This is a genomic window from Streptomyces sp. NPDC007896 (assembly GCF_042959425.1).
Lineage (GTDB): Bacteria > Actinomycetota > Actinomycetes > Streptomycetales > Streptomycetaceae > Streptomyces.
The window spans coordinates 1-18,167 of record NZ_JBIBKX010000026.1; the positions used below are offsets into that span (position 1 = coordinate 1).

Genomic DNA, 18,167 nt, shown 5'->3' on the forward strand with positions numbered 1-18,167 from the left:
GGGGGGGGGGGGGGGGGGGGGGGGGGGGGGGGGCTTAACCCCCCCGGGGGGGTGCCCAAAACCCGCGGGGGGGGGGGTTGGGGGGGGCCGGGGGGGGGGGGGGGGGCCGGGGGGGGGGGGGGGGCATCGGCCTGAACGGCCTCGTCCTCAATCGCCGGACGGGCTGAGGGGCGCGGGCCGGGGTGGATGGGATGAGCGAGGGTGGCCGGGATTCGGCCTTCGGTCGCGTCCTCGAACGCCGGTCGAGCCGAGGCTCTTAGGGGCGCGGGGAACTGCGCGCCCAGCCCCCACCGTCCCGCAGGCGAGGAAACACTCCGAGGGGCCGCGCCCCTTCAGGGGCGCGGGGAACTGCGCGGGCACCCCCCACCAACCGTCGGCCAAAAGACAACAGGCGGCCGGAATTTCGGGGCGCAGCCCCGTCCCCAGGGGCGCGGGGAACTGCGCGAGCAACCCGCGCCGGGCGGCAGCCGAGGTACTTCGTGTGGGCGGGGTTTCGGGGCGCAGCCCCGGCCCCGGGGGCGCGGGGAACTGCGTGAGCAACCCCCGCTCACCCGCAGTCGGAGAACCCACCCTCAAATTCCGAGCCCCAGGAATGTTCCGGCGCCGTTGGGGCAGGCGCACCGTACCCCCACGGGATCCGGCCCCGGCCGGTCACCCCGACGGCGGCCGTCGTGTCATCCTCTCCCGGACCGACGGCCGCCCCACCGGGGGGTTGTGGGGTGGGCCACACGGGACCCGGCCGTCCGGCATCCTGGATGCGCGATAGCCTGACGGCGGATCTCTCTTGACGCCGAGAGATCGATCATCGGTTCCTTTGATCGATCATTGCGGTGGACGCAGGGGACGATCCTGCACCCCGGGGCAGGGACGCCCCACCGCCTGCTGTCATACGGAGAACGCCATGACCCGCACTCCCGTGAACGTCACCGTCACCGGCGCGGCCGGCCAGATCGGTTACGCCCTGCTCTTCCGCATCGCCTCCGGCCAGCTGCTCGGCGCGGACGTGCCGGTCAAGCTGCGCCTCCTGGAGATCACGCCGGCGCTGAAGGCCGCCGAGGGCACCGCGATGGAGCTCGACGACTGCGCCTTCCCGCTGCTCGCGGGCATCGACATCACCGACGACCCGAACGTCGCCTTCGACGGCGCCAACGTCGGTCTGCTCGTCGGCGCCCGCCCCCGTACCAAGGGCATGGAGCGCGGTGACCTGCTCTCCGCCAACGGTGGCATCTTCAAGCCGCAGGGCAAGGCCATCAACGACAACGCGGCGGACGACATCAAGGTCCTCGTCGTGGGCAACCCGGCCAACACCAACGCCCTCATCGCCCAGGCCGCCGCCCCGGACGTACCGGCCGAGCGCTTCACCGCGATGACCCGCCTGGACCACAACCGCGCACTGACCCAGCTCGCGAAGAAGACCGGCACCACGGTCGCGGACATCAAGCGCCTCACCATCTGGGGCAACCACTCCGCCACCCAGTACCCGGACATCTTCCACGCCACGGTCGCCGGCAAGAACGCCGCCGAGGTCGTGAACGACGAGAAGTGGCTCGCCGAGGACTTCATCCCGACCGTCGCCAAGCGCGGTGCCGCGATCATCGAGGCCCGTGGCGCGTCCTCCGCCGCCTCCGCCGCCAACGCCGCCATCGACCACGTGTACACCTGGGTCAACGGCACCGCCGACGGTGACTGGACCTCCATGGGTATCCCCTCGGACGGTTCCTACGGCGTGCCCGAGGGGATCATCTCCTCCTTCCCCGTCACCACCAAGGACGGGCAGTACGAGATCGTCCAGGGCCTGGACATCAACGAGTTCTCCCGCGCCCGTATCGACGCCTCCGTCAAGGAGCTCGAGGAGGAGCGCGACGCGGTCCGCGGTCTCGGTCTGATCTGACGTACCCGACTCACCTGAGTCACTCGCAACTCATCGGCCCCGTCCGGGAAGTGTCCCGGGCGGGGCCGACGCATGCGTACAGAAAGTACGCATCGAACGTACGTGCTTTCTCACTGTATGCGGGGGCGCACGGGGAGTAACTCTCGCTATCGTCGTTACGTACGGTCCGGTAGGGGAGCGCAGGGCTGCTCAAGAGAGCTGGGGCGCGGCCGGGGGAGACACACGGGGGTGGTCCCAGTGACGGAATCGGACAGACGGTACGCACACAGCGAGGCGACACGGCTGTTGTGCGCCGGAGTACATCTGGACACCGTGTTCCGGGCACGGGTCATCGACGAACTCATAGGGCACGAGGAGCGGCCCGCGGCGCCGTCCCTCGGTGTCGACGTCGTCGCCGTGCTCGCGCACGCGCTGCGGGCGCGCCGCAGGGAGGCCCTGACCGGGCTCGGGCTGCTGGCCATCTGGGTCGTGTTCTTCCTGGTGGAGATGGTCCGGGCGGCCACCGGCGTCGCGGACGCGGGGGTCCAGGGCTTCGCGGAGGCGTTCGGCGCCCTCGCGGTGTTCTTCTACGCCGCCGTCTGCTTTCTGCTGTGGTCCGCGCGGGTCGCGTCCGGGTGGGGCATGAGCATGTACGCCGCGAGCCGGGACGAGTCCGCCCGGTTGCGGCTGCCGCGCAGGGCGACCGCCTGGGGGCTCACCTTCATGGCGCGGGCCGCGGAGATCGCCTACTGGGTGTACGCGTTCACCCAGTTGCTGCACGACCCCTTTCTGGTGATCTTCCCGCTCCTGCTCACCTTCGTGATCGGTGCCCACCGCTCCCAGGTGGCCGCGGTCATGAGCGTCGAACTCTCCCGGGACGCCTTCGCCCGTACGTCCGTGGCACTGCCCATGGGCAGCGAGCGTCAGCTCCGGGTCGCGCGGGCCGTCACCTGGGAGCAGCACGCGTCCGTGGCGCTCTACGACGCCCACCGGCCGTTCGTCGGCGCGGGAAAGCCGTACGAGCCCTGGTCGTTCGCGATGGAGATCACCCCCGCCAAGAAGCCGTTCGACGGCCTGAACGGCAAGCTGCCCGAGCAGACCGGCGACGGTTCGGCGAACGGGCACCGGCCGCCGGTGCAGTTGACCAACCGGCAGATCCTCGACCTGGTCGTACCGAAGCTGGAGGCGCTGCGGGAGTCCGCCGCGCGCACCAGCCGGGACCGGCTCAAGGACCTGGAGGTCGAGGAGTTCGTCTACCTGCCGTACGGCGTGGGCCGGAACCAGGGCGTGTACGAGCCGTCGTCGGCCCGGCTGCACCTGGAGGGGGCGGTGGACGAGGGCGGTGAGGCGCGCCGTCACTTCCTGCGCATCAGGGTCGGTGCCTGGGACGAGCAGGTCGTGGTCTCGGTGCTGGTCCGCGTCCACACGCAGGGCGGGATGCTGGTCCTGGAAGTCGTACCGCACGTGCTGGGGCCGATCTTCGAGGAGTACCGGCGCGCCGACTTCATCGCGGCTTCCGGGGAAGGCGCGACGGGGCGCGAGGTGCTGCGGACGGTGCTGTCCGCCCCGTCGACGGGTGTGGTGGCCGGGTTCTCCATGCTGCGCACCCTCGTCCAGTGTCTGCGCACCTGGCTGGCCCGGCCCGAACACGCCCCGCCGGACGCCCCGTTGGTGTCCGTGCGGGAGATGGGCAGCACCGACCGGCTGTCCCTGTTCCAGGAGATGGACGTCAGCCGTTACATCAAGACCGTGGAGGACCGCATCGCGAGCGGGGTGCGTGAGGCGCTGCGGCGCAGCGGCTGCGAGACGGGCAGCTTCGAGCAGAACATCTTCAACGTGGCCGCGGGCGGCCAGTTCATCGGGCAGATGAGCGGTGGCACCGCGGTGGGCCGGATCAGCAAGAGCGCCGTCTCCATGGGCAGTGGGGGCGCGTCGTACAACGAGGGGAACAGGGATGACTGAGGGCTCGGGCGGGCGGGTCGACCGGATCACGCGCAGCGCGGTGAACTTCGGCGACCACGGCACCGCGAACTATCACGAGGCGCCGCCCGCGGCCGGTGCCGACGAGACGACCGTGGCGCTCCTGGAGGCCGTTCGCACCTTGCGTGAGCATCTGCGGCTGCTCACGCAGACCGACGACACGACCGGGCTCGACGGCGAACTGGCCGTGGTGCAAGGGGAGATCGAGAGATCGGGCCAGGCGGACCCGGCGCGGCTCGGCCGGCTGCGGATGCGCCTGGAGACCGCCGCCGCGGCTGTGGCGGGACTGGCGTCGACGGCCGCCGTGGTGCAGGTGATCGCGCAGCTGGCCGGATAGGGCCTGTCGTTTGGATCAGGTCCCAGCGGTCGGCGCGGGATCGGTCTAGTGGGAACGGGGTGACGAGGTGGCGCAACGGTGGGACGAGGACCGCCAGCGATGGGTCGACGACGACGGTGCGGGCGGGCAGGGCAGGGCAGGGGCCGGCGGTGGCGGGGTGCCGCCGGACGCGGAGCAGCAGTGGTGGGCGTCGGCGACCCAGGCGGGGCCGCCGCGCCCACCCGAGACGCCGCTGCCGCCACCGTCGTGGTCCGGGCCCGGCGGGAGTCCCGGCGGCGGCCGGGGGCCGGCCCCCACGGACTCGCGCCGGCTGCTGGTGGTGATCGTGGCCGTCGCCGTCCTCGCGGGCGGTGTCGGAGGCGCGGTGTGGGCGCTGACCAGGGACGACTCGTCCGGGCACACCGGCGCGGACCCGTCGCGCCCGGCGGTGACCGTCACGGCGACCCAGAGCGTTCCTTCCCCGGACACCGGGTACACCTCCGGGAGTCCGGACATCTACGCCGGTTCGGGCGGGTCCAGCGACCCGGCGACGCAGCCCACGACCCCGGAGCCGTCGCCCGGCTACAGCAGGTCGGTGGATTCGGTCGGCTACACGGTGGACGTGCCGGACGGCTGGGTGCGCGAGGAGGTACAGGGCAAGCTGGCGCCGGTCGTCACCTACACGGCCCCCGGCGGCAGCAGCAGGCTCATGCTGTTCGAGGTCAAGGAGAGCTCCCTGGCCGAGTCGTCGTCCCAGGCCGAGGAGATCTCGCAGAAGCTCCCGGGGTACCGGCTCATCGAGCGGCAGAACGGGTCCGACTGGACAGAGGTCACCTACCGCTACGACAGCCCGCAGAAGGGCGCCACGCACGTGGTCGACCACCGCTTCCGCGCCGCCGACGGCACGCTCTACGCGATCAACGCGAGCGGCCCCGAGGGCGTGGACATGACCGGCCCGCTCACCACGGCCCTGAACTCCTTCTGCCCCACCGGCACGAACTGCGCGAGCCGTACCTAGGCCCTGTCATTCGGCTCCTCGGACGGGCCGGGCAGCCGCTTCTCGAACCAGTGGGCGGCGTAGACGTTGTCGTCGTAGCGCGGGATCTCGGTGTAGCCGCACGCCCGGTACATCGCCTGCGCCTCGGTGAGCACCGCGTGGGTGTCGAGGCGTACGGCGCCGTACCCGCGCGCGACGGCCGCCCGTTCCAGTCCGTCGAGGATCCGGCGGGCGAGGCCGAGCCGCCGGGCCTTTGGCCGCACCCACACATGCCGGATCTCGCCGGTGTCCGGTGTGAGCCGCCGCAGCGCCCCGCACCCCACGGGACGCCCTTCCTCGTACGCGACCAGGAAGGCACCCGAGTCCCCGGACACCTCGTCGGGCCGTACGAGGGCGGCGGGGTCGAAACCCTCCGGGAACCGTGCGCCGATGTCGGCGGCGTACCCGGCGAGGCAGTCGCGCGCGTCGCGCGAGGCACCGTCGACGGACTCGACGGTGATCGCGGCCAGCCGCAGCAGCCGTTCGGCGGCGGCGATGGCGGCGGTGAGTTCGCCGCGCCGGCGCTCGTCGAGGGAGCCGAGCAGTCCCTCGGCCAGCGCGTCGGCCCGCCGGTTCTGCTCGTCGACCTCGACCCGCCCGGCCGGCGTGAGCTCCGCGACCCGCAGTCGGCTGTCCTCGGCCGGCACGCTCACCCGCACCAGCCCCTGAGCCTCAAGTGCCCGGATCATCCGGCTCAAGTACCCGGCGTCCAGGCCGAGCCGGCCGCGCAGCTCCCGCAGCGAGGCCCCGTCCCCGATCTCGAACAGCAGCCGCGCCTCGCCGAGCGGCCGGTCCTGTCCGAGGTAGTGGTCGTCGAGGGCTCCGATGCGCCGGGTGAAGTACCGGTTGAAGCGCCGCAGCGCCCGCACGTCCTGCGCTGACACCGAACGAGTCATTCTTTGACTCTAGTCAAAGAAAGCCACCTCCGGGGTGCCGATCACTCACATCCTGCGTTTTGTGGCTTCTGGTCGTATTTCTGCCTATTTTTCAGTGACGCCGGGCACTTTTGGTCACTGGTTGTGCATGCATTCCGGGTCGAGGGGCAGGCGCTCCCGGTCCCCGAGAGTGACACGCGTGTCACACACGGACACGCAGGGGCACGGAACAGGAACGGAAGGCAACACCGACCATGGCCGGACACCAGGCGCACCAGGCTCAGCAGGCACGACAGACGCTTCACGTGGGTGGAGAGTGGCGGGAGGCCGTCTCCCGTGCCACCCGCGAGATCCTCGATCCCGCGGATGCCAAGCCGTTCGCCGTGGTCGCGGAGGGTGACGAGCGGGACGCGGACGCGGCCGTCGCCGCCGCGCGCCTCGCCTTCGACACGGGGGAGTGGCCCCGTACCCCCGTCGCCGAGCGCGCCGCGCTGCTGCGCCGTGTCGCCGACCTCCTCGTCCGGGACCGGGAAGAGCTCGGGCTGCTGGAGAGCCGGGACGCGGGCAAGACCCTCGAAGAAGGGCGCGTCGACATCGACTGTGTCGCGGACGCCTTCCGGTACTTCGCCGACCTCGTCGTGGGGGAGGGCGGCGGGCGGGTCGTCGACGCCGGGTCCGACGACATCCACAGCGTCGTCGTGCACGAGCCCGTCGGCGTCTGCGCGCTGATCACCCCCTGGAACTATCCGCTTCTGCAGGCCAGTTGGAAGATCGCGCCCGCCCTCGCGGCCGGGAACGCCTTCGTGGTCAAGCCGAGCGAGATCACCCCGCTGACGACGATCGCGCTGATACGGCTGCTCACCGAGGCCGGACTCCCCGCCGGGGTGGCCAACCTCGTGACCGGCCCGGGGCACACGGTGGGCGCCCGCCTGGCCGAGCACCCCGGCGTCGACCTCGTCTCCTTCACCGGCGGCCTGGTCAGCGGCACGAAGGTGGCGCGGGCCGCCGCGGAGAGCGTCAAGAAGGTCGCCCTGGAACTCGGCGGCAAGAACCCCAACGTCGTCTTCGCCGACGCCTGCGCCACGGACGAGGACTTCGACACCGCCGTCGACCAGGCCCTTAACGCCGCCTTCATCCACAGCGGCCAGGTCTGCTCGGCCGGATCCCGGCTCATCGTCGAGGAGTCCGTGCGCGAGCGCTTCGTCGCCGAACTCGCCCGCAGGGCAAGCAGGATCAGGCTCGGACGTGGCACCGAGGACGGCGTCGAGTGCGGCCCCCTCGTGTCGGAGGGACAGCGCGAGAAGACCGAGGCGTACGTCGCCTCCGCGCTCGCGGAGGGCGCGGTGCTGCGGGCGGGCGGCCGGCGCCCCGAGCCGTCCGCCGAACGGCCCGCCACCGGGTACTTCTACGAGCCGACCGTCCTCGACCAGTGCCACCGGGAGATGAAGGTGGTCCGCGAGGAGGTCTTCGGGCCCGTCCTGACCGTGGAGACCTTCCGCACCGAGGACGAGGCCGTCGCGCTCGCCAACGACACCGAGTACGGGCTCGCGGGCGCCGTCTGGACCACCGACGCGGGCCGCGCCCGTCGCGTCGCGGGACGGCTGCGGCACGGCACCGTCTGGATCAACGACTTCCACCCCTACCTCCCGCAGGCGGAGTGGGGCGGCTTCGGGAAGAGCGGCGTGGGGCGCGAACTGGGCCCGGCGGGCCTCGCCGAGTACCGCGAGACCAAGCACGTCTACCAGAACCTGGCGCCGAAGCCGGTCCGCTGGTTCGCGGGCCGACCCCAGTGACGTAACCCCCACCCCACACAGCACTTGCCCTTGCACTCTGGAGCACCCCCATGCACGAAAGCACGCACGAGAACGCGTCCGAGAACACGTACGACTACGTCGTCATCGGCGGCGGCACGGCAGGCTCCGTCATCGCCTCCCGTCTCACCGAGAACGCCGACGTGACGGTCGCCGTCATCGAGGGCGGTCCCAGTGACGTCGGCCGTGAGGACGTCCTCACCCTGCGCCGCTGGATGGGCCTGCTCGGCGGCGAACTGGACTACGACTACCCGACGACCGTGCAGCCGCGCGGCAACTCGCACATCCGGCACAGCCGGGCCCGCGTCCTCGGCGGCTGTTCGTCCCACAACACGCTGATCGCGTTCAAGCCGCTGCCGTCCGACTGGGACGAGTGGGAGACCGCGGGCGCCAAGGGCTGGGGCGCGGTGCCGATGGAGGCGTACTTCGCGCGGCTCCTCAACAACATCGTCCCGGTCGACGAGAAGGACCGCAACGCCGTCGCCCGCGACTTCGTCGAGGCCGCCCAGGGCGCGCTGGGCGTGCCCCGCGTCGAGGGCTTCAACAAGAAGCCGTTCACCGAGGGCGCCGGATTCTTCGACCTCGCCTATCACCCCGAGAACAACAAGCGCTCCAGCGCGTCGGTCGCGTATCTGCACCCGGTGATGGACGAACGGCCCAACCTCACGCTCCTGCTGGAGACCTGGGCGTACCGGCTCGAGCTGGAGGGGACGCGCGCCACGGGCGTGCACGTGCGCGCCAAGGACGGCACGGAGAGCCTCGTACGGGCCCGGCGCGAGGTTCTGCTGTGCGCGGGCGCGGTCGACTCGCCGCGGCTGCTGCTGCACTCCGGGATCGGACCCGCCCACGACCTGGCGGAGCTCGGCATACCCGTCGCCCACGACCTGCCCGGCGTCGGCGAGAACCTGCTCGACCACCCCGAGTCGGTCATCGTCTGGGAGACCGACGGGCCGATCCCGGAGAACTCGGCGATGGACTCCGACGCGGGCCTGTTCGTGCGCCGCGACCCCGAACAGGCGGGCCCCGACCTGATGTTCCACTTCTACCAGATCCCCTTCACGGACAACCCGGAGCGGCTGGGCTACGAACGCCCGGCGCACGGCGTCTCCATGACCCCCAACATCCCCAAGCCGCGCAGCCGCGGCCGCCTCTATCTGACCAGCGCCGATCCATCGGTCAAGCCCGCCCTCGACTTCCGCTACTTCACGGACGAGGACGACTACGACGGCCGCACCCTCGTCGAGGGCATCCGCATCGCCCGCCGGATCGCCCGCACCGAGCCGCTCGCCGGCTGGCTCAAGCGCGAGGTGTGCCCCGGGCCCGAGGTCACCGACGACGAGGAGCTGAGCGCGTACGCCCGTCAGGTCGCGCACACCGTCTACCACCCGGCGGGCACCTGCCGGATGGGCGCCACGGACGACCCACTGGCCGTGGTCGACCCCGAGTTGAGGGTGCGCGGCCTCGACGGCCTGCGGATCGCCGACGCGTCCGTCTTCCCGACGATGCCCGCCGTGAACCCGATGATCGGAGTGCTCATGGTCGGGGAGAAATGCGCCGAGCTGATCGGGGGCGGTGCGTGATGAGTACTGATTCCGTCTTCTGCGTCGACGGCCTGTGGAAGGTGTTCGGGCCGAAGGCCGAGCGCGTCCCCGCCGACCCCGGGCTCGCCGCCCTCACCCCCGCCGAACTCCGCTCCCGCACCGGCTGCACGGCCGCCGTCCGGGACGTGAGCTTCGACGTCCGCAAGGGCGAGGTCTTCGTCGTCATGGGCCTGTCCGGCTCCGGCAAGTCCACGCTGGTCCGCTGTCTCACCCGGCTGATCGAGCCGACCGCGGGCGGGATCGTCATCGACGGCGAGGACGTACGCGCCATGGACAAGAACCGGCTGCGGGAACTGCGCCGCCACCGCGCCGCGATGGTCTTCCAGCACTTCGGCCTGCTCCCGCACCGCTCGGTGCTCGACAACGTGGCGTACGGCCTGGAGATCCAGGGTGTCGGCAAGGCCGAGCGCCGGGAGAAGGCCGCCGAGGTCGTCGCCAAGGTCGGCCTGGAGGGCATGGAGCAGCGCAGGCCCGCCCAGCTCTCCGGCGGCCAGCAGCAGCGCGTCGGACTCGCCCGCGCGCTCGCCGTCGACCCCGAAGTCCTGCTCTTCGACGAGCCGTTCAGCGCGCTCGACCCGCTGATCCGGCGCGACATGCAGGAGGAGGTCATCCGGCTGCACCACGACGAGGGCCGCACGATGGTCTTCATCACCCACGACCTCAACGAGGCACTGCGCCTCGGCGACCGCATCGCGCTCATGCGCGACGGCCGTGTCGTCCAGCTCGGCACCCCCGAGGAGATCGTCGGCTCACCCGCCGACGACTACGTCCGCGAGTTCGTCCGGGACGTACCGCGCGAACAGGTCATGACCGTCCGTACGGCCATGCGGGCCGCGTCCGCCGCGGAGGCCGCCCGAGGCCCGGCGCTCGCTCCCGACGCGACCGTCTCCGAGGCCATCGAGGCGGTGGCCCGCTCGGGCGACCCCGCCCGCGTGATGGACCACGGACGCTGCGTCGGCGTCGTGGACTCCGCGGCGCTGCTCGGCGTGGTGGCCGGCGCGGACACGCCCGCCGGCGGGGCGCCGGACGGCCCCCGTGGGGAGGCCGCCTGATGGCCACCGTCACCGCGACCGTCGGTCACTCCGGCGTCTCCGCGCTGCTCAAGAACCTCCGCGGACACCGGGCCGTCGGCAAGCTGCTGCTGCTCGCCGTCGCGGCGGCCGTGATCGTCCCGGTCCTCGACTCCCACTGGGCGAGCGGCACCTGGCCGGGCGCCCTCACCGTCGACCTCTCCGCACCCCTCGGCCGAGCCAGTGAGTGGATCATCGACAACCGGGACAGCCACCCCCTGTTCCTCTACTTCTTCGGGTACGTCAGCAGCGCCGTCGTCCTCTCCGTGCGCGCCGTCTACGTGGTGCTGCTCGCGGCGGGCTGGGCCGGTGTGACAGCCGTCGCGGCACTCGTCGCCTGGCGTACGGCGGGCGTACGGCTCGCGCTCGGCACGGCCGCCGCGTTCCTCGCCTGCGGACTGCTCGGCATGTGGGTGCCGACCATGCAGACCCTCGCGCTCATGGTGGTCGCCGTCCTCGCGTCCGTCCTGCTGGGCGCGCTGCTCGGCCTCGCCGCCGGGGTCTCCGATCGCACCTACCGCGCGCTGCGCCCCGTCCTCGACACCATGCAGGTGCTCCCGGCGTTCGCGTACCTCCTCCCCGTCGTCCTCGTCTTCGGCATCGGCGTCCCCGCCGCCGTCCTCGCCACCGTCGTGTACGCCGCCCCGCCCATGGCCCGCCTCACCGCGCTCGGCCTGCGTGACGCCGACGCCGGGGTGATGGAGGCCGTCACCTCGCTCGGCGCCACCGCCCGCCAGCGCCTGCTGACCGCCCGTCTCCCACTGGCCCGCAAGGAACTCCTCCTCGGCCTCAACCAGACGATCATGATGGCCCTGTCCATGGCGGTCATCGCCTCCGTGATCGGCGCGGGCGGCCTCGGCGACCGCGTCTACCAGGCCCTGGCCTCCGTCGACGTGGGCGCCGCACTCGCCGCCGGTATCCCGATCGTGCTGCTCGCGGTCGTCCTGGACCGGGTGACGGGAGCGGCCGGGGAGCGACTCGGCTCGGACTCCGGGGCGACGGCACCGCGCTGGGCGTACGCCGCTGCCGTGGCCCTCGTCGTGGCGCTGGCCGGACACCTCACCGGCCGTCTCGACTGGCCCGCCTCCTGGACCCTCTCCATCGCCGAGCCCGTGAACCGGGTCGTCGACTGGATGACCAACCACCTCTACTCCGGCGTCCCCTACATCGGCGGCACCGCCGACTGGGCGGGCCACTTCACCACCTGGGTCCTGGACCCCGTCCGGGACGGCCTCCAGTGGCTGCCCTGGTGGTCGGTCCTGCTGATCGTCGCCGCCCTGGCCTGGCTGATCGGCACCTGGCGCACCGCCCTCACCGCGGTCCTCGCGATGGCCGCGATCGGGGTGCTCGGCGTGTGGAAGCCGTCCCTGGACACGCTGTCGCAGGTCCTCGCGGCGGTCGCCGTGACCCTCGTGCTCGGCTTCGCGACCGGCATCGCGGCGGCGCGCAGCGAGCGCGTCGAGCGGCTGCTGCGGCCGGTCCTTGACGTCTTCCAGACGATGCCGCAGTTCGTCTACCTGATCCCGGTGGTGGCGCTGTTCGGCGTGGGCCGCGCGCCCGCCGTGGCCGCCGCGGTCGTCTACGCGCTGCCCGCCGTCGTCCGCATCACCACCCAGGGCCTGCGCGCCGTCGACCCGGCCGCGCTGGAGTCGGCCCGCTCTCTCGGTGCCACCGGGGCCCAGCAACTGCGTCAGGTCCAGCTGCCGCTGGCCCGCCAGTCGCTGCTCCTCGCCGTGAACCAGGGCGTCGTGCTCGTCCTCGCCGTCGTCATCATCGGCGGTCTGGTCGGCGGTGGCGCGCTCGGTTACGACGTCGTGTTCGGCCTCGCGCAGGGCGACCTGGCGACCGGTCTCGTCGCCGGCGCGGCGATCGTCTGCCTCGGCCTGATGCTCGACCGGGTGACCCAGCCGACCGCGCGGACCACGAAGAAGGGAGCGTGACATGCGCCTTCGTACGACTTCGGTGATGGCCGGTGCGGCCGCGCTGGTGACGCTGACCGGTTGCGGCGCCGTCGACATGACCAAGCAGGCCTCGCCCTTCGCGAACGCGCGGGGCTCGAAGAGCCTGACCCTCTCCGTCCAGTCCTGGGTGGGCGCGCAGGCCAACGTGGCCGTCGCGCAGTACCTGCTGGAGCACGAGCTCGGCTATCGCGTCGACACCGTCCAGGTCGACGAGGTCCCCGCGTGGGACGCGCTCAGCCAGGGCCGGGTCGACGCCATCCTGGAGGACTGGGGCCACCCCGACCAGGAGAAGCGGTACGTCGAGGACAAGAAGACGATCGCCCCGGGTGGGGACCTGGGCGTCACCGGACACATCGGCTGGTACGTCCCGACGTACTTCGCCAAGCAGCACCCCGACGTGACCGACTGGAAGAACCTCGACAAGTACGCCGACCAGATGCGTACCGCGGAGAGCGGCGGCAAGGGCCAGCTCATGGACGGCTCACCCTCCTACGTCACCAACGACAAGGCCCTGGTGACCAACCTGAAGCTGAACTACCAGGTGGTGTTCGCCGGTTCGGAGGCCGCGCAGATCACCCAGATGAAGCAGTTCGCCAAGGAGAAGAAGCCCTTCCTCACCTACTGGTACTCGCCCCAGTGGCTCTTCAAGAAGGTCCCCATGACGGAGGTGAAGCTGCCGCCCTACAAGGAGGGCTGCGACGCCGACGCGGCCAAGGTCGCCTGCGCCTACCCGCACACACCGCTCCAGAAGTACCTGAACGCCGACTTCGCGAAGAGCGGCGGCAAGGCGGCCGCCTTCCTGAAGAAGTTCAAGTGGACCACCGAGGACCAGAACGAGGTCTCCCTGATGATCGCGAACGACAAGCTGTCGCCGCAGGACGCGGCGAAGAAGTGGGTCGACAGCCACGCGTCGACGTGGCGCGCGTGGCTGTCGTGAGCCCGGCTACCTCAGGCGCGCGGCGATCTCCCGCAGCGCCCCGGTCGCACGGCGCTGGAGGCCCGGCCCGAAGGTGATCCGGGTGGCCCCCAGCTCGCCGAGTTCGGCGGCCCGGGGGCCCTCGAGCCGGGCGAACACGTTGATCGGACCCTGGATCCCCGCCCGCAGCAGCGGCAGTACGCCGACGGGGGCGCCGATCGGATACACGCAGTCGGCGCCCGCCGCGACGTACAGCGCGGCCCGCTCGATCGCCCGCTCCGGATCACCGTCCCCGCGGGCGAAGGTGTCGACGCGGGCGTTGACGAAGAGCCGGTCGCCCGCGGCCGAGCGCACCTCGGCCAGCCAGTCGGCGTGCCGGGCCGGGTCCTTGAGGGCTCCGCCGTGGGAGTCCTCAAGGTTGCAACCCACGGCCCCCGCCTCCAGCAGGCGTTCCACCAGCTCCTTCGGCGCGAGCCCGTACCCGTCCTCGACGTCCGCCGACACCGGCACCTCCACGGCCCGCGCGATCCGCGCGACCGCCGCGAACATCTCGGCGGCGGGCGTGGCCCCGTCCTCGTACCCGAGCGAGGCGGCGATCCCCGCGCTGGGCGTGGCGAGCGCGGGGAACCCGGCGTCCACGCACACCCGCGCGGAGACGGCGTCCCAGGGGCCGGGCAGGACGAGGGGGTCGTCGGGGAGGCGATGGCGATGCAGCGCCCGTAAGACCTCGACCCCGCTCACGGCGCGTATCCCCCCGGCGGGATCCGACGGCTCACCATCACCCGGTTCCAGCCGTTGATCGCGGTGATCAGGGCGATGAGGTGAGCGAGCCGGACGTCGTCGAAGTGCTCGGCCGCCCGCGCGTACACCTCGTCCGGAACGAAACCCTGCGTCAGGACGGTCACCGCCTCCGTCAGCGCCAGCGCCGCCCGCTCGCGGTCGCTGTAGAGGTCCTCCGCTTCCTCCCAGGCGTTGAGGAGCTGGACGCGGTCCTCGGACTCGCCGTTCTTGCGGGCCAGTTCGAGGTGCATGTCGAGGCAGAACGCGCAGTGGTTGAGCTGGGAGGCGCGGATCATGACGAGTTCGGCGAGCGCGGGCTCGCCGAGCCCCTTCTTCGCGGCGGCGCTCAACGCGGACAGGGCCCGCCCGACCGCCGGGTCGAGCACCTTCGTGCGCTCCCTCGTGGGTTCGGCGCGCTCCGTCACTGGTGCTGGCCCGCCTCGTAGTGGCCCGGGACCATCCGCGTGCTCACGCCGAACCGGTTCCACGCGTTGATCACCGTGATCGCGGCGATCAGCTGCGCCAGCTCGGCCTCCTCGAAGTGCTGTGCCGCCTTCTCGTACACCTCGTCCGGTACGAACCCGTCGGTGAGGACGGTGACGGCCTCGGTCAGCTCGATCGCCGCGAGTTCCTTCTCCGTGTAGAAGTGCTTCGACTCCTCCCACGCGCTGAGCTGGACGATCCGCTGCACGCTCTCCCCGGCCGCCAGCGCGTCCTTGGTGTGCATGTCGAGGCAGAACGCGCAGTGGTTGAGCTGCGAGGCACGGATCTTCACCAGCTCGCGCAGCTTCGGCTCCAGCCCCCGCTGTGCGGCCGTCTCCAGCCGGAGCATGGCCTTGTAGACCTCGGGGGCGTGCTTGGCCCAGTGCAGGCGGGGACTGTGCTCGGGGGCGTGATCGGCGGTGGTGGCGGTCGTGGCAGTGGTGCCGGTCGGCTCGGTGGTGGTGTCGTTCGTCGTCATGTTCTCGACCCTACGAGCGAAGCAGCCCAGGAGTATGGTCCATTTACATGGCGAAATCTTGGGCCACTTTCGGGGTCGACCTGCACGTCGAGCCGACCGGAGGCGGTGTCCGCAGAGGTCTGACGCAAGCCCTCCGCGAGGCGGTCCGCAGCGGCCGCCTCGCCCCCGGCACCCGGCTGCCCTCCTCCCGCTCCCTCTCCGCCGACCTGGGGATCGCGCGCAACACGGTCGCGGAGGCGTACGCGGACCTGGTGGCGGAGGGCTGGCTCACCGCCCGCCAGGGCTCGGGCACAAGCGTCGCACGCCGCCCGGTGCAGGCCCCCTCCACCACCTCCGCGCCCGGCCGCCCCGCCCACGCCCGCCCGGCGTACGACCTGGTCCCCGGCTCCCCCGACCTGTCCTCCTTCCCCCGCGCGGCCTGGCTGAAGGCCTCCCGCCGCGCCCTGGCCCTCGCCCCGCACGAGGCCCTCGACTACGGCGACCCGCGCGGCCGGGTGGAACTGCGCACCGCCCTGGCCGGCTATCTGGCCCGTGCCCGGGGCGTCCGCACGGACCCGGAGCACATCGTCATCTGCTCCGGCTTCGTGCACGGCCTGATGCTGCTCGGCCAGGTGCTGCGCGGGCGGGGACTGAACTCGCTGGCCGTGGAGTCGTACGGGCTCGACGTCCACTGGCGGCTGCTGGAACGGGCCGGGCTGCGGACGGTGCCACTCGGATTCGACGAACTCGGCACGCGTACGGAGGAGTTGGCGGCCGGACCACAGGGCGGGGATGCGCTGGGAGGCGTACGGGCGGTGCTGATGACACCCGCCCACCAGTTCCCGATGGGCGTACCGCTGCACCCCGACCGGCGGGCGCAGGTGGTGGACTGGGCGCGGCGTGGCGGCGGTCTGATCCTGGAGGACGACTACGACGGGGAGTTCCGCTACGACCGCCAGCCGGTCGGCGCACTCCAGGGCCTCGACCCCGACCACGTGGTCCATGTGGGCACGGCCAGCAAGTCCCTGGCCCCCGGTCTGCGGCTGGGCTGGCTGGTGCTGCCCCCGTCGCTCGCCCCGGAGGTGGTCGCGGCGAAGGGCGGGGTGGACTGGTCGTGCGGGGTGCTGGACCAGCTCACCCTGGCGGAGTTCATCACGTCGGGCGCCTACGACCGCCACGTCCGCGCGTCCCGGCTGCGTTACCGGCGCCGCCGGGACGCCCTGGTGGCGCGGCTCGCCGAACAGGCTCCCGGAGTCCGGGCCACGGGCATCGCGGCGGGCCTGCACGTGGTGCTGCGCCTGCCGCCCGGCACCGAGCAGGAGACGCTGCGGGCGGCGGCCTGGCAGGGGCTCGCGGTGCACGGGCTCGACCGCTACCGCCATCCGGAGTCGCCCGCCGAGCGGACCGACGCGCTGGTGGTGGGGTACGGGACACCGCCGGACCACGGGTGGTCGGGGGCGCTGGACGCATTGTGCGCGGCGCTGCCTTTCGACAGCACTTTCAGCGGAACCTTCAACAGCACTTTCGACAGCACTTTCAACGGTACTTTCCACAACGAGGGAGTCGGCGGCCCTTTTCATGGAATACAGTCGCCTCATGAGCAATAGTGAAGCCCTGTCCCGTGTAGCCCTGAAGAAGATTACCCCCGAGGTGTCCGGCGCCATGGGCGCCCTGCACGGAGCCGCCGTTTCCGCGGCGCAGGACGCCAAGGTCGAACCGGAACTCCTGGAGCTGATCAGGATTCGCGCCTCGCAGCTCAACGGCTGCGCGTTCTGCCTCGACATGCACACCAAGGACGCCCGCGCCGGGGGCGAGACCGAGCAGCGGATCTACGCCCTGAACGCCTGGCGGGAGACCCCGTTCTTCACCGAACGGGAGCGTGCCGCACTGGCGTTGACCGAGGCCGTGACGCTGGTCCACGACGGACACGTGCCGGACGCGGTCTACGCCGCGGCGGCGGAGGTCTTCGACGAGGCCCAGATCGCGGCGCTGATCTGGGCGGCCACCGTCATCAACGCGTACAACCGGATCGCGATCGCGACCCGTATGGCGCCGGGCGCCTACCAGCCCGCTCAGAAGAAAAGCTGAATTCGGGTACGAGGGAGAGCGCCGGGTCGAATTGAATTCGACCCGGCGCTTTTTGTCCCGGTGATCCCGTCTTTTGTTCCGGTGATCCCGCCCGGAATCCGGTCGACTCCGGAATTCAGTCGACCGGCAGCGGTTCCATGACGTCGTCCAGCCACTGCCGCCATTCCGGGGCGCGCACGGCCGCCCCCGGGCTCATCGGCCGCGCCGTCCAGGCGGTCACCGGCCGGATTCCGTGCAGCGCGTTCACGAGCCACACCTCACGGCCGTCGAGCTCGGCCACGGTCCGTTCGCGGTGGGCGACACGGATCCCGGTCCGGTGGGCCCGCTCCTGGATGAGGCCGGCCGTCACTCCGGCCAGGACGGGCAGCTGCGGCGAGGGCGAACACAGGGTGTCGTCCTCCCACCACAGCACGCTGGCCGTGGCCGCCTCAAGGACCACACCGGAGGACGCGATCAGCACCGCCTCCTCCGCGCCCTTCCCGGACGCCCGCCGCCTCACCCGGGCCAGGGTGTCCAGGTCGGGCCCCTTGCGGCGGGGGACGGTCCGTGGATCGCTCTGCCCCGCCGCCCAGACCCGCACGCCCGTGCCGAGCGGTGGCGCGTGCCGCAGCAGCAGCCGCAACTCCATGGAGCCCGAGGCGAGTTCGACCCGGGGGAACCACTCCCCGGTGCGCGGCAGCGCGGCGGTCATGTCCCGCCAGAACGCGACGAGCCGGTCCAGCGGTGGGCCGCCGCAGTCGCCGCAGGCCCGCAGGAAGCGCTCCCGGTGCCGGTCGAAGCCGCGCATCCGGCCGTCGCGCAGCAGCCACGAGTCCGCGACGAGCAGCCGCCCGCCCGGCAACGTGCCGGGGGCCGGTCCGGAGGTCAGCCCACGGCCGGGCGACCACGCCAACAGCTCCTCCGCGATGGCCGGTTGTGTCACT

Annotated in this window: 16 protein-coding genes; 11 read left to right on the forward strand and 5 right to left on the reverse strand. The window is 71.9% G+C overall.

Annotated features, from left to right (window positions below; genetic code table 11):
* Positions 1–901 precede the first annotated feature (901 nt).
* The 4 genes from ACFZDJ_RS49005 to ACFZDJ_RS49020 all read left to right on the forward strand — a co-directional run bounded on the left by ACFZDJ_RS49005 (position 902) and on the right by ACFZDJ_RS49020 (position 5,184).
* The gene (locus ACFZDJ_RS49005) at positions 902–1,891 is read left to right on the forward strand and encodes a malate dehydrogenase (protein WP_390934776.1); all 990 of its coding nucleotides are present in this window, start codon (positions 902–904) and stop codon (positions 1,889–1,891) included.
* Positions 1,892–2,128: 237 nt separating this feature from the next.
* Positions 2,129–3,832, forward strand: coding sequence for a hypothetical protein (locus ACFZDJ_RS49010; RefSeq protein WP_391069369.1), 1,704 nt, complete (start codon positions 2,129–2,131; stop codon positions 3,830–3,832).
* Positions 3,825–4,187, forward strand: coding sequence for a hypothetical protein (locus ACFZDJ_RS49015; protein ID WP_168510469.1), 363 nt, complete (start codon positions 3,825–3,827; stop codon positions 4,185–4,187). Before ACFZDJ_RS49010 ends, ACFZDJ_RS49015 begins: the two co-directional genes overlap by 8 nt.
* Before the next feature lie 67 nt (positions 4,188–4,254).
* Positions 4,255–5,184 (forward strand): hypothetical protein, encoded by a 930-nt coding sequence (locus tag ACFZDJ_RS49020; protein ID WP_391069371.1) that lies wholly within the window; start codon positions 4,255–4,257, stop codon positions 5,182–5,184.
* Here ACFZDJ_RS49020 and ACFZDJ_RS49025 read toward each other — a convergent pair.
* On the reverse strand, positions 5,181–6,098 hold the full coding sequence (locus ACFZDJ_RS49025; RefSeq protein WP_391069373.1) for a GNAT family N-acetyltransferase: 918 nt from the start codon (positions 6,096–6,098) through the stop codon (positions 5,181–5,183). The two genes, ACFZDJ_RS49020 and ACFZDJ_RS49025, sit on opposite strands and share 4 nt — an antisense overlap.
* A 233-nt stretch (positions 6,099–6,331) precedes the next feature.
* On the opposite strand from ACFZDJ_RS49025, the gene ACFZDJ_RS49030 reads away from it, so the two are divergent.
* From ACFZDJ_RS49030 to ACFZDJ_RS49050, 5 genes are read left to right on the forward strand one after another with little or no spacing between them, the layout of a single operon-like run.
* Positions 6,332–7,870, forward strand: a complete 1,539-nt coding sequence (locus ACFZDJ_RS49030; protein WP_391069375.1) for an aldehyde dehydrogenase family protein — start codon at positions 6,332–6,334, stop codon at positions 7,868–7,870.
* A 50-nt stretch (positions 7,871–7,920) separates the two neighbouring features.
* Complete coding sequence (locus ACFZDJ_RS49035; protein WP_391069377.1) at positions 7,921–9,468, forward strand: GMC oxidoreductase; 1,548 nt, start codon at positions 7,921–7,923, stop codon at positions 9,466–9,468.
* Entirely contained in the window at positions 9,468–10,541 is a 1,074-nt protein-coding gene (locus tag ACFZDJ_RS49040; protein WP_391069378.1) for a betaine/proline/choline family ABC transporter ATP-binding protein, read from the forward strand. The genes ACFZDJ_RS49035 and ACFZDJ_RS49040 overlap by 1 nt, the downstream gene beginning before the upstream one ends.
* Entirely contained in the window at positions 10,541–12,499 is a 1,959-nt protein-coding gene (locus tag ACFZDJ_RS49045; RefSeq protein ID WP_390934769.1) for an ABC transporter permease subunit, read from the forward strand. Before ACFZDJ_RS49040 ends, ACFZDJ_RS49045 begins: the two co-directional genes overlap by 1 nt.
* Position 12,500: 1 nt before the next feature.
* Positions 12,501–13,457 carry a glycine betaine ABC transporter substrate-binding protein gene (locus ACFZDJ_RS49050; protein ID WP_391069380.1) on the forward strand — a complete coding sequence of 319 codons (957 nt, stop codon included), beginning with the start codon at positions 12,501–12,503 and terminating at the stop codon, positions 13,455–13,457.
* A gap of 6 nt (positions 13,458–13,463) precedes the next feature.
* Here ACFZDJ_RS49050 and ACFZDJ_RS49055 read toward each other — a convergent pair whose 3' ends face one another.
* Genes ACFZDJ_RS49055 through ACFZDJ_RS49065 form a run of 3 tightly spaced genes read right to left on the reverse strand, consistent with a single transcriptional unit; the run spans position 13,464 to position 15,177 of the window.
* A complete protein-coding gene (locus tag ACFZDJ_RS49055; protein ID WP_391069382.1) occupies positions 13,464–14,177 on the reverse strand; it encodes an isocitrate lyase/phosphoenolpyruvate mutase family protein in 714 nt (237 codons plus the stop codon).
* Positions 14,174–14,641: a carboxymuconolactone decarboxylase family protein gene (locus ACFZDJ_RS49060; protein WP_385382014.1), complete on the reverse strand. Its 468-nt coding sequence runs from the start codon at positions 14,639–14,641 to the stop codon at positions 14,174–14,176. The genes ACFZDJ_RS49055 and ACFZDJ_RS49060 overlap by 4 nt, the downstream gene beginning before the upstream one ends.
* Positions 14,638–15,177: a carboxymuconolactone decarboxylase family protein gene (locus ACFZDJ_RS49065; RefSeq protein ID WP_390934765.1), complete on the reverse strand. Its 540-nt coding sequence runs from the start codon at positions 15,175–15,177 to the stop codon at positions 14,638–14,640. Before ACFZDJ_RS49065 ends, ACFZDJ_RS49060 begins: the two co-directional genes overlap by 4 nt.
* Before the next feature lie 47 nt (positions 15,178–15,224).
* On the opposite strand from ACFZDJ_RS49065, the gene ACFZDJ_RS49070 reads away from it, so the two are divergent.
* Positions 15,225–16,763, forward strand: coding sequence for an aminotransferase class I/II-fold pyridoxal phosphate-dependent enzyme (locus ACFZDJ_RS49070; RefSeq protein WP_391069384.1), 1,539 nt, complete (start codon positions 15,225–15,227; stop codon positions 16,761–16,763).
* On the forward strand, positions 16,753–17,244 hold the full coding sequence (locus tag ACFZDJ_RS49075; protein ID WP_384909401.1) for a carboxymuconolactone decarboxylase family protein: 492 nt from the start codon (positions 16,753–16,755) through the stop codon (positions 17,242–17,244). The genes ACFZDJ_RS49070 and ACFZDJ_RS49075 overlap by 11 nt, the downstream gene beginning before the upstream one ends.
* 115 nt (positions 17,245–17,359) lie before the next feature.
* On the opposite strand, the gene ACFZDJ_RS49080 is transcribed toward ACFZDJ_RS49075, so the two are convergent.
* Positions 17,360–18,166: an aminotransferase class IV gene (locus ACFZDJ_RS49080; protein WP_391069385.1), complete on the reverse strand. Its 807-nt coding sequence runs from the start codon at positions 18,164–18,166 to the stop codon at positions 17,360–17,362.
* Between the last annotated feature and the right edge of the window lies 1 nt (position 18,167).

What these genes read in the sequence shown, in the direction of transcription:
- ACFZDJ_RS49005 (WP_390934776.1), top strand. Translation starts at nt 902, where the DNA reads ATGACCCGCACTCCCGTGAACGTCACCGTCACCGGCGCGGCCGGCCAG.
- ACFZDJ_RS49015 (WP_168510469.1), top strand. Translation starts at nt 3,825, where the DNA reads ATGACTGAGGGCTCGGGCGGGCGGGTCGACCGGATCACGCGCAGCGCG.
- ACFZDJ_RS49025 (WP_391069373.1), bottom strand. Translation starts at nt 6,098, where the DNA reads ATGACTCGTTCGGTGTCAGCGCAGGACGTGCGGGCGCTGCGGCGCTTC.
- ACFZDJ_RS49030 (WP_391069375.1), top strand. Translation starts at nt 6,332, where the DNA reads ATGGCCGGACACCAGGCGCACCAGGCTCAGCAGGCACGACAGACGCTT.
- ACFZDJ_RS49035 (WP_391069377.1), top strand. Translation starts at nt 7,921, where the DNA reads ATGCACGAAAGCACGCACGAGAACGCGTCCGAGAACACGTACGACTAC.
- ACFZDJ_RS49040 (WP_391069378.1), top strand. Translation starts at nt 9,468, where the DNA reads ATGAGTACTGATTCCGTCTTCTGCGTCGACGGCCTGTGGAAGGTGTTC.
- ACFZDJ_RS49045 (WP_390934769.1), top strand. Translation starts at nt 10,541, where the DNA reads ATGGCCACCGTCACCGCGACCGTCGGTCACTCCGGCGTCTCCGCGCTG.
- ACFZDJ_RS49050 (WP_391069380.1), top strand. Translation starts at nt 12,501, where the DNA reads ATGCGCCTTCGTACGACTTCGGTGATGGCCGGTGCGGCCGCGCTGGTG.
- ACFZDJ_RS49065 (WP_390934765.1), bottom strand. Translation starts at nt 15,177, where the DNA reads ATGACGACGAACGACACCACCACCGAGCCGACCGGCACCACTGCCACG.
- ACFZDJ_RS49070 (WP_391069384.1), top strand. Translation starts at nt 15,225, where the DNA reads ATGGCGAAATCTTGGGCCACTTTCGGGGTCGACCTGCACGTCGAGCCG.
- ACFZDJ_RS49075 (WP_384909401.1), top strand. Translation starts at nt 16,753, where the DNA reads ATGAGCAATAGTGAAGCCCTGTCCCGTGTAGCCCTGAAGAAGATTACC.